Genomic DNA, 13,718 nt, shown 5'->3' with positions numbered 1-13,718 from the left:
GTGGCCGACGGTTCCATCGGGGTTGCGGGCCGGTTGAACTCGCCGGTGACGGGAAATTGCCTCGTGCGCCGGCGAGCGAGGGCGCGTGCGAGAAGGGGATTCCAGTGACGGCGGCAGGACAGAGGGCGAACAATCCGGCCTGGCAGCAGATCGGCGGGCACCGGGGACGCGGTGCCGGGCCTCGAGCGGGAGGCCGGGCCGATCCCGGATCGGCCGATGCCGTGACCCCCGACGGAGGTGGTGCGGGGGCCGGCTCCGCGGATGAGAGACCGGCCGGTGCGGACGACGGCACCGACGCGGGAAGCCGGACCGCTGGACACAGTGCCGGCCGTGGAGACGCTGAGCGGGCCATCCAGCAGGGAAACGCCGGGCAGGACTCCAACTGCGGGACCGCCGAGCCGGGCGTCGAAGCAGCGAACGCGGGGCGTGGCCTCGGCCGGGAGGAGTCCGGGGCGGGTGCGGGTCGGGCGAGTGCGGGGCGTGGCCCCGGTCGGGAGAACGCGGGTGCGGGTCTGGCGGACGCGGGCCCGGGCGTCAGCCTCGATGACACTGGCCAGGGCGTCAGTTGCGGAAACGCCGAGCATGGCGCCAAGGTCGTGGGCTCCGGGCATGAGCCTGACCGGGCGGACGACGGGCCGGATGCGGCGCACCAGCGGCCGGACGGGCTCGACGACGTCACCGTGCAAGCGCTGGGCAAGCTGAGCGAGGCGCTGGAGACGGTGGAGCGGGTGCGGGGGCATCTCTACTCCGCGCACCAACTGGTCGGGACCGCGGACTTCGCCCTGGACGAGGCCGTTTCGCTGTTCATGCAGGCGGGGCACACGGAGATGGCGGAGCGGATTCAGCGGGAGCTGATCGGACGCAACGTCATTCCGGGTCACTGGACGTTCCAGATCGTCGAGGAGTTCGACGACGGGTACTACACCGAGTTCCGGGATGTGGAACGGGATGCCCGGGAGCGGCTCGCCGGGGGACGGCGGCATCTCTACGAGGCGGAACTCAAGGAACGCCGGCGGACACATGGCCGCCGGGGTCACGAGGCGCTGCCGCTCGACCCGGAACGACGGTGTGGTGGGGCCCGGGCCGCTGGGGAGCCGCGGCCTTATCGGGTGGCGGGGGAGGGGTAAGGGTTACTCCGCGAATTCGACCGGTTCCGGACGGCGACGCTCGGCGTCGTCGGCGATGATCACAGTGGCCACCACCAGGGCTACTACCACGGCGAAGAACCAGGAAGCGTCATCGACCACTTTCGCTGCCAGGGGAGCCTGGAAGGCGGCGAGCAGGAAGCCCAGCCAGGCGAAGCGGCGTTGACGCTCAGAGAGGAAACCAGTAGATCGCACCCGGAAAGTCTGGCGCGATACGGGCGTATCGCCGTCACCCGTTCGGCCGATTCTCCGTTGTCCGATGGTGCCCACCGAGTTGCGTCTCCGTCGCTCAATAGTCGTCGCCGCCGGGCTGTCGGCGCTGGTCGCCGCGGGGGTGGCGGTGACCCGGGTGGCGCCGGAGCTCTCCCTGCCCCGTTCGCCGGGTCAACCGACGGCCGCCGCGCCGGGCGAGCGCGTGGTAGTCGGGCCGCTACAGAACCGCAGCGGGGCCTGGCTCACCGTCGGTGACGCGGCGGCGCGGGTACGGCTCCGTTTCGCCCCGCTGCCGGGTCTGCTCTACCGGATCAGCACCGCCTCGGACGCTGGTGTCGCCCCGGTGGTGACCAGCCGTGGGGGCCGGGTCGTGGTGCGCCTCAAAGGCACCGGCAGCCCGGGGTTGGACGAGCTCCGGATCGTGCTGAACCAGAACGTCCGATGGGACCTCCGGTTGCCGAAGGGAGCCGGTGAGCAGCAACTCAACCTGCGGGACGGCCGGGTGACGCGGCTCGACGTCGGTTCCGCGGGCCTGGCCGAGGTGTGGCTGCCGGAACCGGACGGCACGGTGCCCGTCACCTTCACCGGTGGGATCGGCACCGCGATGCTGTCGTTGCGGGACGGGGCGCCGGTCCAGGTGCGGTTCGCCGAAGGCGCCGGTTCGGTGGCGGCGCCCTGGACCACGAACAACGGCACGGCGGCGGGAACCGTCCTGCGGGAGCCGGGTTTCCGGCGATCCCGGGACCGGTATGTGATCCGCGCCGAGGGCGGCCTCGGCGCTCTCGTCATCCGCCGATCCCCGAAACCCGACGCCGAGAAGCCCCGCGCGCCGAAACCCGACGCCGAGAAGCCTGACCCCGGAAGCCCTGACATCGGAAGCCCCGATCCCGGAGGGCCTGACAGCGGGAGTCCTGACATCGGGAATCCCGGCAGGGGGAGGCCCGGCAGGGAAAGGGCCGCCGCCCCGAAGAACGATCGCCCGAAGGCCGATCCCCCACGGGCCGACCCGCAGAAGGCCGACTCACAGAAGGCCGGCGCGGGAAAGAAGACCGACGCGCAAAAGAACGCGGGGCCGGGAAAGAAGGTGGGCCCCCTGAAGAGCGAGTCCCCGAAAGGCGGTGCCGGAGAACCAGCGCCCGCCAAGAGCCGGGAGCCCACGGCCCCCGATGGTCCCCGGCCCCCGGCCCGGACTGGGCCGGGCGTAGCCGGTGACCCCGCAGCAGCCCGGAAGCCGGGGGTCCGCCCGGTGCCGGGCGGACCGGGCCGTGGTAGCCCCGGGACTGTTCGTAGCCGTACAAAATAGGGTTAATGGGGTCCGGTCGGCCCTGTCGTGCTCGGGCGCTGATCCGCCGTGGGCGGCTCCTGGCCGGAGTCGTTGTCGGTGAGATCGTTCTGGCCGTCGATGTCCGATGTGGCCATCGCCTTGTTCAGTTCGCTGAGCGGAAGCCGCTCCTCGTCGCGCCACGCTTCATCGCTGGGAGAATCCGTCATACCGGACCGATACCCGGCAGAGGCCGGGGAAAACGCACCGGACGGCCCGCGGGAGAACGACCGCCCGGGAACGCGGCAGCCCGCCGGGAATGCGGAAACGGCCGCCCGAAGGCGGCCGTTCGCAGAGCCGGGTGATCAGGCGCCGGGCCGGTCCACCTGGCCGCGCCAGGCGCCGGTCTCGATGCCGCCGCGGCTCTCGATGAACTCCTTGAACCGGTGCATGTCGCCCTTGACCTTGCGGTCGATGATGCCGAGCTTGTCGCCGGCCGTCTCGACGATGCCCTGCGGGTCGAAGTCCATCTGGACGGTGACCCGGGTGTGGGTGTCGTCGATGCGGTGGAACGTGACCACGCCGGCCTGCTTCTCGCCGCCGGTCGCGTGCCAGGCCACCCGCTCGTCGGGCAACTGCTCGGTGATCTCGGCGTCGAACTCGCGCTTGACGCCGGCGATCTCGGTCTTCCAGTGCGTGTGGGTGTCGTCGAGCTGCCGGATCTCGCTGACACCCTCCATGAACCGGGGGAACTCTTCGAACTGGGTCCACTGGTTGTAGGCGGTGCGAACCGGGACGTTGACGTCAACAAACTCGGTGACCGTGCTCACGCATTTCTCCCTTCACTTGCTCCCCGGCGTGCGATGTTCCTCAGCACGCCCGGGCGACGTTCTGGAGTGCCTCGCCTCAAGGGGTGCCCGGGTCGTCCGGGGCTAAACGCGGGGCCAGCGGTGTTTCCGGATCCCGGTCGCCGGCCTGGCGCAGCCGGCCGCGCTGAACCTCGGCGTTGACCTCGACACCGAGCAGGAGGGCGATGTTGGAGAGGTAGACCCAGATCAGGAACGCCATGATCGCGCCGAGGCTGCCGTAGGTGCGGTCGTAGGAGCCGAAGTTGGCGACGTACAGCCCGAAACCGAAGGAGACCACGGCCCACACGACGAGCGAGACCGCGCCGCCCACGGTGAGCCAGCGGAACCGGGGCTGCTGGACGTTCGGGGCGATCCAGAACAGCAGCGACAGCAGCATGATCGCGATGGCGACGAGAACCGGCCAGCGGCCCACCGACCAGATCCAGCGGGCGGTCTCGCCGGCGCCGAGGGCGTCACCGACCGCGTCGACCAGCGGACCGCTGATCACCAGTCCGGCGCCGGCGACGGCCAGCAGCACCAGTGCCACCGTGGCCAGCGCGATCTCCAGCCACTGGAGCGTCCACCAGCGGCGGCCCTCGCGGACGCTGTAGATGCGGTTCGAGGCGCGGGTGAAGACACCCACGAAGCCGGAGGCCGACCAGATGGCCAGTGCCAGGCCGAAGCCGAACAGCACCTTGGCCGAGTCCTGGCGGACCAGCAGCGCGTCGACGACCGCGAGCAGGCTCTCGTTGCCGACGACCGAGCCGAGCCCGAGATCACGCAGAATCCCGACGGTCGTGTCGATCACGGTGGTGCCGTCGGTGACCAGGTTGATCAGCGAGACGATCACGACGAGGGACGGGATGAACGCGGTGACGGCCTGGTACGTCAGCGCCGCCGCATAGTCGGAACAGTCGTCGTCCCAGTAGCCGACGATGCTGCGCCACAGCACCCCGCGCCAGGTACGCCACCTCAACTGCCGGATCTTGGCCGGCACCGCCCCGACGGTCATGCCCGCCAGTGCCCGTCCCCGGTTTGCGGCAAACGTCAGTGGGTAGCGTCGCGATGTGGACACCGTGGACGCCATCGTCGTCGGGGCCGGTCACAACGGCCTGGTCGCGGCGAACAAGCTCGCCGACCAAGGATGGACCGTCCGGGTGCTGGAGGCCACCCCGCATCCCGGCGGGGCGGTGCGCTCCGGCGCAATCACTGCCCCGGGCTACCTGTCCGACCTGTTCAGCGCCTTCTACCCGCTGGGGTACGCCTCCCCGGTGATGAAGTCGCTGGACCTCGATCTGCGGTGGGCGCACGCGCCGGACGTGTTCACCCACCTGATGCCGGACGGGCGGGCCGCGACCGTCAGCCGCGACCTGGACCGGACCGCGGAGTCGATGGAGCAGTTCGCGCCGGGCGACGGCGACCGCTGGCGCACCGCGTACGCGGAATGGCGTTCCGTCTCCGACCGGATGCTGGACACCCTGTTCACCCCGTTCCCTCCGGTGCGTCACGGGCTCGGCCTGGTGCGGGAACTGCGGGTGGCCGGTGCGCTGCGCCTGTCCCGCCGCCTGGTGCTGTCAGTGCGCGAGCTGGGCTCGGAGATGTTCGACGGCGAGGGCGCGGCCCTGGCGCTGGCCGGCTGCGCACTGCACACCGATCTGTCACCGGAGGAGGCCGGCGGTGGCGTCTACGGATGGCTGCTGGCCATGCTCGGCCAGGAGGTCGGCTGGCCGGCGCCGGTCGGAGGCGCCCAGGAGATCACCTCGGCGCTGGTCAGGCGGCTGGAGTCGAAAGGCGGCGAGATCGTCTACCGGGCTCCGGTGACCCGGGTTCTGGTGGCCCGGGGGCGGGCGATGGGCGTGCGGACCGCGGACGGCCGGGACTGGCGTGCCCGGCGGGCGGTGATCGCCGACGTTCCGGCGCCCGCGCTCTTCCTCGACCTGGTCGGCGAGCGGTGGCTGCCGTCGCGGCTGGTCGAGGACCTTCAGCACTTCCGCTGGGACGGGGCGACCGTGAAGGTCGACTGGGCTCTGCGGACGCCGGTGCCGTGGCGCAACCCGGCGGCGTCCCGCGCCGGCACCGTGCACTTCGGCGCCGACCTCAACGGGCTCACCCGATACTCCGCCCACCTGGCCTCGGACGAGGTTCCCGAGAACCCGTTCCTGCTGTTCGGGCAGATGACCACGACCGACCCGACGCGGTCGCCGGCCGGGACCGAGTCGGTGTGGGCGTACACCCATCTGCCGCACCGCCCGTCCTGGCACGCCGACGAGATCGCCGCGCACGTGGAGCGGATGGAGTCGGTCGTCGAGGAGTACGCGCCCGGCTTCCGCGGCGAGGTGGTGGGGCGGCACGTGTTCGCCCCGGGTGACATGGAGCGGGAGAACCCGTCCCTGGTCGGCGGTGCGCTGGGCGGCGGCACCGCGGCCGCGTTCCAGCAGCTCTTCCTGCGCCCGATCCCCGGGATCGGGCGGCCGGACACCCCGGTGGACCGGCTCTATCTGGGCAGCGCGTCGGCCCATCCGGGCGGTGGCGTGCACGGGGCGCCGGGGGCCAACGCGGCACGGGCCGCGCTGGCCCGTGACCGCGGGCTGACCGGTGACCTCTACCGCGCCGTGATCAACGGCGCGAACCGGGCGATCTACCCCTGACGTTCGGCGATGTCCGCGAGCCGGCGCAGCGTCTCCACGTTGCGCCGGTGCAGCACCAGGTCGTTGAGTTTGTTGCGGAGCAGCAGCAGCGGGCCGTCGGTGAACTGCTCCTCGATCACCACCCGGGTCGAGCCGTTGTCGAGCGGGGTGAGCCGGATGTCGACCTCGGCCGCGCCCAGCGGCCACAACCCGGCTTTCAGCTTCAGGTGCCGGCCGGGCGCGCAGACTAGAACGGTCGACGAATCGTGCAGCGACACCGGCCAGGGCCCGGCCTTGTGGTGCAGTTTCGAGCCTGGCGCCGGCCAGTCCTTCTCGACGTCGCGGATGTGTACGGTGCCGACCACCCAGTCGCTGTAGCTCCAGCCGTCGGCGAGGACGGCGAAGACCCGGTCGGGTGGTGCCTGAACGGTTCTGGACACGATAGCCACGGGGGTCGGTTTACCCTGCTCACGAGCTCTGTAACGAGCGGGCCATGTTTACGCCCTGAGCTGTCGGGCATTGGCTCCGCGTATCCCACACCCGGCTTGCTGGAGGAGACCCCGTGCACATTGCGATGATCTCCGAACACGCCAGTCCTCTCGGCGTCGGCGAGCAGGACGCGCATCTCGCGGACCTGTCGGCCGCTCTCGCCGAGCAGGGACATGACGTGCGCGTCTACACCCGCCGCGAGGACCCGGACGTCGCCGAGGTGGTCGTCACCCCGAGCGGCGTGCACGTGGTCCATGTCGTCGCCGGCCCGGCCCGGCCGCTCCCACCCGACCTTCTGCTTCCGCACATGGGCGAGTTCGCCCGGGCGCTCGGCGAGCAGTGGCGTCACGGCTGGGTTCCGGACGTGGCGCACGCCCACTTCTGGACCAGCGGCCTGGCGGCGGTCACCGCCGCCAAGCAGATCGGCATCCCGGTCGTGCAGTCGTTCCACGAACTCGGCGAGGTCGGGGAGGCCGCGTACGGCCCGTCCCGGTCGGGTTACGAGCGGGCCCTCGGCCGGGCGGTGGACCGGGTCGTCGCACAGACCCAGGAAGAGGTGCAGGGCCTCGTTCGCATCGGGGTTCCACGGGCCCGGCTCATCGTCGTCCCGTCCGGCGTCGACAGTGAACGGTTCAGCCCGGACGGCCCGGCCGTTCAGCGCGACCCGGACCGCTTCCGCATCCTGTCCGTCGGCAAGCTGGTCGAGCGCAAGGGGTTCGGCGACGTCATCCAGGCCATGCGGTACGTCCCCGACGCCGAAGTGGTGGTGATCGGCGGACCGTCGCCGGAGCAGCTCCCCGCCGACCCGGGCGCACGGCTGCTGCGGTCGATGGCCGAGCAGTTCAAGGTCGCCGACCGGTTCCGGCTGGTCGGGTCGGTGCCGCACCGCGACATGCCGAGCTGGTACCGCTCCGCCGACCTGCTGGTCGCCACACCGTGGGAGGAACAGTCCGCCCTCGAAGCGATGGCCTGCGGCGTGCCGATCGTGGGGCAGGCCAGCGGCGCGCTGACCGAGACGGTGGTCGACGGCCTGACCGGCGACCTCGTCCCGGCCCGGGACCCGCGGGCGCTCGGCGGTGCGCTGCGCCGGCTGGTCAACGACAAGGTGCGCCGGTTCACCTACGCCACCGCGGCGCTGGACCGGGCCCGGCAGGCGTACTCGTGGAAGCGGGTGGCCGCGCAGATCGGCTCGGTCTACACGGGCCTGCGCCGTACTCCGGCCCCGGTGGCGGAGGACGTGGCGTAGGCAGGCATCCACCGATCGGTGGACCGCCACGGTCGCCCGCTGTTCGATTCGGGCAGCGGGTCCGGCGGGCGACGATCGACGCATGCCAGTCATCGAGGTCGAACACCTAGCGAAGAGGTACGGCGGAACCGTCGCCGTCAAGGACGTCTCGTTCGCCGTCGAGCCCGGTGAGATCTTCGGGATCCTCGGGCCGAACGGCGCCGGCAAGACCACCACCGTCGAGTGCATCTCCGGGCTGCGGACCGCCGACTCCGGCGCCATCACCGTCCTCGGCCGTCCCGCCGGCGACCCCACGCTGCGGGCGCGCATCGGGGTGCAGCTGCAGGAGAGCGAACTCCAGGACAAGCTCACGGTCCGTGAGGCGCTGGAGCTGTACAGCGCCTTCTACCCGGACCCGGCCGACTGGCGGAGACTCGCCGACGACCTGGGTCTGACCCCCAAACTCAAGGCCCGGTACGGCAAGCTCTCCGGCGGCCAGAAGCAGCGCCTCTCGATCGCGCTCGCCCTGCTCGGCAACCCGGAGATCGCCATCCTGGACGAGCTGACCACCGGCCTCGACCCGCAGGCCCGCCGGGACACCTGGGACCTGATCTCCGGCATCCGCGACCGCGGGGTCACCCTGCTGCTGGTCACCCACTTCATGGAGGAGGCCGAGCGCCTCTGCGACCGGGTCGCGGTGATCGACAAGGGCGAGGTCGTCGCCCTGGACACCCCGGCCGGCCTGGTCCAGCGGGCCGGCGACGAACAGCGGATCAGCTTCCGGCCGTCCACCCCGATCGACGACGAGCTGCTCACCGTCCTGCCCGAGGTGCGCGAGCTGCGCCGCCAGGGTCAGCGGATCGAGATCGTCGGCAACGGCAACCTGCTGCACGCGGTCGTCTCCGTGCTGGCCCGCAACGGCATCATCGCCGCGGAGCTGACCATGGAGCAGGCCACCCTCGACGACGCCTTCGTCCACCTGACCCGCGGGGAGTGAACCAGATGTCCGTCTTCACCAAGCTGACCCTGTCCGAGATGCGGATCTCCCTGCGTGACCCGCTCTACGCCTTCTTCACGCTCCTCTTCCCGGTCCTGCTGCTGGTGATCCTCGGCAACGTGCCGACGATGCAGGAGGCGCCGCCGGAACTCGGCGGTCTCCGGGTCATCGACCTGTACGCCGGGCTCTCGCTCGGTCTCGCCATCGGCATCATCGGATTGCAGGGCCTGCCGTCGGTGCTCGCGACCTACCGCGAGCGCGGGATCCTGCGACGGCTCGCCACCACCCCGGTGCACCCCGGGACTCTGCTCGGCGCGCAACTGACGATGAACCTGGTCATCGTGCTGCTCTGCACGATTCTGGTGTACACAGTGGCCATCGTGGGATTCGGCGTGCCGTTCCCGAAGTCCCCGCTGACCTTCCTGCTCGCCGTCCTGCTCAACTGCGCCGGGGCGTTCTCCCTCGGTCTGCTGCTGTCCGCCGTGGCGTCGAACGGGAAGACCGCCAACGCGATCGGCACCTTCCTCTTCTTCCCGCTGATGTTCTTCGCCGGGCTGTGGGCGCCGCGCGAACTGATGCCCGAGGTGCTGCGGCGGATCGGCGACTTCACCCCACTGGCCGCGGGCCAGGATCTGATCACCGACAGCCTTCTGGGACAGTCGCCGGGTCTGCTCTCGATTACCGTGCTGGTGGGATATCTGGTCATCTGCGGCGCCGCCGCGGTGAAGCTCTTCCGCTGGGAGTGAGTGAGATGGGTGTGCCTGCGGCGACGGAGGGTCCGGCCACGGCCCGGGAGCCCTGGCTCACCTGGCTCTCCTACGGGACGCTGGCCAGCGCGCTGCTCGTCGTCGTGATCGCCCGTGACGTCGACGACCTGCCCCGGGAGGACCTCCCCACGATCCTGGCGGTCACCTGCGTGACCGCCCTCTGGATCGCCTGGTGGGTCGACATGCACCCGTCCTGGCAGGAGCGCCGCGGCCTGATGCTGATCTTCCTGGCCGGGCTGCTCGCCCTCAATCTCCTGCTCGTCCTGTGCAGCCCGCTCTTCGGCATCTTCACCTGGACCGGCTACATCTTCGCCGGCTACGCGGTGCGCGGCAGGTGGCCGATGGTCGCGGTGCTCCCGGTCGCCGCCATCAACGCCCTCTCGCAGGTCGGCGGGCGGAACACCTTCGTCAACGACGAGGACGGGCCCGTGATCTACCTGGCCGTCCTGTTCTGCAACCTGCTGATCGCGGGGATCATGACCTTCGTGGCCCTCCGGACCGAGGCGGACTCGAACCTCCGCTCCCGCCGGATGGACCGGCTCGCCGAGGCCAACGCGAAACTCGCCGCCGCCCTCCAGGAGAACGCCGGGCTGCACGCCCAACTGCTGGTCCAGGCCCACGAGGCCGGCGTCCTGCACGAGCGGCAGCGGATGGCCGGCGAGATCCACGACGTCCTCGCGCAGGGCCTCACCGGCATCGTCACCCAGCTGGAAGCGGCCGAGGGCCACTCCGCCGAACGGGACCGGCACCTCGCCACCGCGAAACGCCTCGCCCGGGAGAGCCTCAGCGAGGCCCGGCGCTCGGTGCAGGCGCTGCGCCCGCAGACCCTGGAGGCGGGCCGCCTCTCCGACGCACTCGACGAGGTCGTCCGCGGCTGGACCGACATGCACGGCGTCCGGGCCGACCTCACCGTCACCGGCATGGCACGGCCGATGCTCCCCGAGATCGAGACCACGCTGCTGCGGACCGCCCAGGAGGCCCTCGCCAACGTGGCCAAGCACGCCGCCGCCGGTAGGGTCGGGCTGACTCTGTCCTACATGGATGACGTGGTCACCCTCGACGTCCGCGACGACGGCGCCGGCTTCGATCCGGACGCCCCGCGCGAGCTCACCGACGAGGGCGGCTTCGGCCTGCGAGCGATGCGGGAACGCCTCAACCGCATCGCCGGAACCCTGGAGGTCGAGTCGGAACCGGGCGCCGGCACCGCGATCTCCGCGTGCGTGCCCGCCATCGCGATCGGGGGAGCGGCATGAGCGGACAGCAGGTGATCAAACTGGTCATCGTCGATGATCATCCGGTGGTCCGGGACGGCCTGCGCGGCATGTTCGCCGGCGACGACCGGTTCACCGTCCTCGGCGAAGCCGGCGACGGCCGCGAAGCCCTCGCCGTCACCGACGCGGTCAGCCCCGACGTGGTCCTGATGGACCTGCGCATGCCGGTCATGGACGGCGTCACCACCATCCGCGAGCTCAAGGCGCGCGGCGCCGCGGCCCGCGTGCTCGTCCTCACCACCTACGACACCGACAGTGACGTACTCCCCGCGATCAAGGCCGGCGCCACCGGCTACCTCCTCAAGGACACCCCGCGCGAGGAACTCTTCCGCGCCGTCCTCGCCGCCCACCGCGGCGAATCCGTCCTCTCCCCGGCCGTCGCCGGCCGCCTCATCGGCCAGCTCCGCTCACCCGCCAAGGAACCGCTCAGCCAGCGTGAACTCGAAGTCCTCACCCTCACCGCCCGCGGCTGCGGCAACCGCGAGACCGCGCGGCGCCTCTTCATCAGCGAAGCGACGGTCAAGACGCACCTGCTGCACGCCTACGCCAAACTCGGGGTCCGCGACCGCGCCGCGGCCGTCGCCACCGCCATCGAGCGAGGCCTCATCCGCCGCGACTGATCACTCACCGTCATCCCGGCATCGAACCAACCCTCATCTCGTACGGCCAGCCCGCCCAACAACCGCAACGACGACCGTCCCGCCCCACCCCGCGCCACGGCGGCCACTCCGGACCACGGCGCGCCACCCGGGCACACCCGCTGCCCGCCCCACCCCCGATGGCCTCCACCCCACCCCATCCCGCTCTCAGCCGCCCACGTTGCGGCGGCAGCTCCCAGCCGAGCCGTAGCTGCGCGGTCTTTGGGCTCGCCCGTGGCGTGGCCGGCCGACGGCTGGGTAGCGACCGGCCGGCCAAGCCGTAGGTGTGGTGTCTTTGGGATTGTTGGTTGGGTGGCTGGGCGACGGCTGGGTGGTGGCCTGCCGGGCGAGCCGTAGCCGTGGGGCCTTTGGGGTTGCTCGTTACGTGGCTGGGCTACGGCTCGCTGCGAGGTCAGCCCGCGGTCGCTTTTCGGGGCTCGCCGCGGTAGGTGCCGAACTGCCAGAGGTTTCCTTCAGGGTCACGGACAGTGAAGTCGTGGGAGCCGTAGTCGGTGGTGAACGGCGCCCGGACGATCTCGGCTCCGGCGGCGACCGCGCGGGCATACAGGCCGTCGATGTCGTCGGCCACCACGTAGGCGCCGAACGTTCCCGGGGTCAGTTTCCATGGATTGTCCGGGTCGTCGCGTTCCGAGCCGAGCATGATCCCGCCGCCGAGCGGCCAGCTGAGCTGGGCGTGCTCGACCACGTCACCCTTGCCGTGGACGATGGTCTCCTCGAACCCGAACGCGTCGACGAGGAAGCGGATCAGGGCGCGGGCGTCGTTGGCCCGCAACGTCGGCCACACCTGCGGTGCCGGTGCGTGAAGGTCAGTCATACCCCCATCGTCGCGACCATCCCGAGGTCTGGGCTTGGACGAAACCGAACTCGTCACCGCTCTGCGGGAGGTCGAGCGTGGTCTCGGCGCTATGCCAGAGACAACTGAATTGTCTGTCCGGCGCCAGGTGGTCGAGCGGCGCCGTCGTGGGGCTGTGTGGGGCACGAGCGGACGTTCTGCCTGGTCGCGGGGTCGCGCAGCGCGGTCGCGGTGTCGTGCTGGGGACGAGCGGACTGTCTGCCGGGCTCCGGGCCGGCCCAGCGTTGCCTGTGGAATCGAGGCCGGCTATCGATGCGGGGCCGGATCGGGAGCCGGTGCCCCGGGCGGTTCGTCTAGGGCCGGCAGTGTGTCGATCAGGTCGAACTCGTCGGCCAGCCAGCTCGACGGGGCACACCCGGCGAACGACTGGAAGTCGCGGACCAGGTGTGACTGATCGGCATAGCCGTGGACGGCGGCCACGTCGGCGAGCCGTACGCCGGGCCGGATCGAACGCCGGGCCCGGTCGAAGCGGGCGATCCGGGCAGCCTCCTTGGGCCGGATCCCGATCTCGGCGCGGAACCGGTCGGTCAGGTAACGGCCGCTCCACCCGACCTCCCCGGCGACCTGCTTGATCGAGACACCCTGGGTGAGGAGCCGGAAGGCCCGCGTGACCTGCTCGGGCCCGGCGGCATCCCGCACCCGGCGGGTCAGCGCCCCATCGAGGGCGGCGAACCGGCCCGGCCAGTCCGAGGCGGCGGACAGACGCTCCCGGACCTCGCCGACGAACTGTTCACCGAAGATCGCGGTGGCGTCCACGTCCAGGTTGGCGAGTTCGGCGGCCGGCAACCCGAGTAGAGCCCGGCAGCCGAGCGGATGCACCGACACCTGCACCCCGGATTGTCTGCCGTCGTGGGCGATCAGTGCGGGCGCCAGATGCAGCCCGCCAAGCAGCGACGAGTAGGAGCCGGGCGGCTGCCGCGGGTCGGGATGGGCGGCGATCACCAGCGGGTCGTCGAGTGTGAAGATCAGCGTGAGATAGGGCGACGGCAGCCCTCGGTGTACGGCCGAGGCAAGCCCCCGCAGCCGATATCCCGAGTAGAGCGCCACGTAAGGGCGCAGCGCCGCTCCTGGCCGGGCCTGCGCGTACTCGTCCATGATTCGAGTCTGCACCCCGGCGAGCGCCCGCGCGCCCCCAGCCGCTCCCGCAGCCGGGGTGCCCCGAGTCGCCCGGCAACCCCGGCGTTGCGGATGAACCTGGGGCGGCGGTGCGTTCCGTGAGGCGATCCCGGGTGGCGCGCGGGTGGGTGGGTCTGCGCAGCGTCATGCAGGGGCAGCGCGGGGCAGCGAGGAGCGCGGGCCGGGCTCAGGAACGCGCGGTGCGATCACGGCAGGATTGAGAGGCACGCCGCGCCGGGAACGCCCC

15 protein-coding genes are annotated in these 13,718 nt (G+C 71.3%); 8 read left to right on the top strand and 7 right to left on the bottom strand.

Annotation, left to right across the window (positions count from 1 at the left end; translation table 11 throughout):
* Positions 1-596: 596 nt before the first annotated feature.
* A complete protein-coding gene (locus tag QLQ12_RS22990; protein ID WP_282762376.1) occupies positions 597-1,127 on the top strand; it encodes a hypothetical protein in 531 nt (176 codons plus the stop codon).
* A gap of 3 nt (positions 1,128-1,130) precedes the next feature.
* Here QLQ12_RS22990 and QLQ12_RS22985 read toward each other — a convergent pair whose 3' ends face one another.
* Positions 1,131-1,415: a hypothetical protein gene (locus QLQ12_RS22985; protein WP_282762375.1), complete on the bottom strand. Its 285-nt coding sequence runs from the start codon at positions 1,413-1,415 to the stop codon at positions 1,131-1,133.
* On the opposite strand from QLQ12_RS22985, the gene QLQ12_RS22980 reads away from it, so the two are divergent.
* On the top strand, positions 1,405-2,661 hold the full coding sequence (locus QLQ12_RS22980) for a hypothetical protein (RefSeq protein ID WP_282762374.1): 1,257 nt from the start codon (positions 1,405-1,407) through the stop codon (positions 2,659-2,661). The genes QLQ12_RS22985 and QLQ12_RS22980 overlap by 11 nt on opposite strands.
* A gap of 2 nt (positions 2,662-2,663) precedes the next feature.
* On the opposite strand, the gene QLQ12_RS22975 is transcribed toward QLQ12_RS22980, so the two are convergent.
* The 3 genes from QLQ12_RS22975 to QLQ12_RS22965 all read right to left on the bottom strand — a co-directional run bounded on the left by QLQ12_RS22975 (position 2,664) and on the right by QLQ12_RS22965 (position 4,479).
* Positions 2,664-2,849 (bottom strand): hypothetical protein, encoded by a 186-nt coding sequence (locus QLQ12_RS22975; RefSeq protein WP_282762373.1) that lies wholly within the window; start codon positions 2,847-2,849, stop codon positions 2,664-2,666.
* Positions 2,850-2,984: 135 nt separating this feature from the next.
* Positions 2,985-3,449, bottom strand: a complete 465-nt coding sequence (locus QLQ12_RS22970) for an SRPBCC family protein (protein WP_282762372.1) — start codon at positions 3,447-3,449, stop codon at positions 2,985-2,987.
* Positions 3,450-3,525: 76 nt separating this feature from the next.
* The gene (locus QLQ12_RS22965; RefSeq protein WP_282762371.1) at positions 3,526-4,479 is read right to left on the bottom strand and encodes a YihY/virulence factor BrkB family protein; all 954 of its coding nucleotides are present in this window, start codon (positions 4,477-4,479) and stop codon (positions 3,526-3,528) included.
* A gap of 55 nt (positions 4,480-4,534) precedes the next feature.
* Between QLQ12_RS22965 and QLQ12_RS22960 the strand changes: the two genes are divergently transcribed.
* The gene (locus tag QLQ12_RS22960) at positions 4,535-6,115 is read left to right on the top strand and encodes a phytoene desaturase family protein (RefSeq protein WP_282762370.1); all 1,581 of its coding nucleotides are present in this window, start codon (positions 4,535-4,537) and stop codon (positions 6,113-6,115) included.
* Here QLQ12_RS22960 and QLQ12_RS22955 read toward each other — a convergent pair.
* Positions 6,106-6,534: an SRPBCC family protein gene (locus QLQ12_RS22955; protein ID WP_328518300.1), complete on the bottom strand. Its 429-nt coding sequence runs from the start codon at positions 6,532-6,534 to the stop codon at positions 6,106-6,108. The genes QLQ12_RS22960 and QLQ12_RS22955 overlap by 10 nt on opposite strands.
* A 122-nt stretch (positions 6,535-6,656) precedes the next feature.
* Between QLQ12_RS22955 and QLQ12_RS22950 the strand changes: the two genes are divergently transcribed.
* The 5 genes from QLQ12_RS22950 (at position 6,657) to QLQ12_RS22930 (ending at position 11,463) form a co-directional block, all read left to right on the top strand.
* A complete protein-coding gene (locus tag QLQ12_RS22950) occupies positions 6,657-7,829 on the top strand; it encodes a glycosyltransferase (protein WP_282762368.1) in 1,173 nt (390 codons plus the stop codon).
* A gap of 82 nt (positions 7,830-7,911) precedes the next feature.
* The gene (locus QLQ12_RS22945) at positions 7,912-8,805 is read left to right on the top strand and encodes an ABC transporter ATP-binding protein (RefSeq protein WP_282762367.1); all 894 of its coding nucleotides are present in this window, start codon (positions 7,912-7,914) and stop codon (positions 8,803-8,805) included.
* A 5-nt stretch (positions 8,806-8,810) separates the two neighbouring features.
* Positions 8,811-9,551: an ABC transporter permease gene (locus QLQ12_RS22940; RefSeq protein ID WP_282762366.1), complete on the top strand. Its 741-nt coding sequence runs from the start codon at positions 8,811-8,813 to the stop codon at positions 9,549-9,551.
* A gap of 5 nt (positions 9,552-9,556) precedes the next feature.
* A complete protein-coding gene (locus tag QLQ12_RS22935; RefSeq protein WP_282762365.1) occupies positions 9,557-10,825 on the top strand; it encodes a sensor histidine kinase in 1,269 nt (422 codons plus the stop codon).
* Positions 10,822-11,463: a response regulator gene (locus QLQ12_RS22930; protein WP_282762364.1), complete on the top strand. Its 642-nt coding sequence runs from the start codon at positions 10,822-10,824 to the stop codon at positions 11,461-11,463. Before QLQ12_RS22935 ends, QLQ12_RS22930 begins: the two co-directional genes overlap by 4 nt.
* Positions 11,464-11,893: 430 nt before the next feature.
* Here the strand turns inward: QLQ12_RS22930 and QLQ12_RS22925 are convergent, their stop codons facing one another.
* Together QLQ12_RS22925 and QLQ12_RS22920 are read right to left on the bottom strand one after the other, a co-directional pair.
* The gene (locus QLQ12_RS22925; protein ID WP_282762363.1) at positions 11,894-12,316 is read right to left on the bottom strand and encodes a VOC family protein; all 423 of its coding nucleotides are present in this window, start codon (positions 12,314-12,316) and stop codon (positions 11,894-11,896) included.
* A 285-nt stretch (positions 12,317-12,601) separates the two neighbouring features.
* Positions 12,602-13,450, bottom strand: coding sequence for a helix-turn-helix transcriptional regulator (locus QLQ12_RS22920; protein WP_282762362.1), 849 nt, complete (start codon positions 13,448-13,450; stop codon positions 12,602-12,604).
* Positions 13,451-13,718 lie beyond the last annotated feature (268 nt).

The sequence above is a fragment of the Actinoplanes sandaracinus genome (assembly GCF_030009775.1).
Taxonomy (GTDB): domain Bacteria; phylum Actinomycetota; class Actinomycetes; order Mycobacteriales; family Micromonosporaceae; genus Actinoplanes; species Actinoplanes sandaracinus.
The sequence above is the reverse complement of the archived record's forward strand: the minus strand, read 5'-3'. Positions and strand labels throughout refer to the sequence as shown.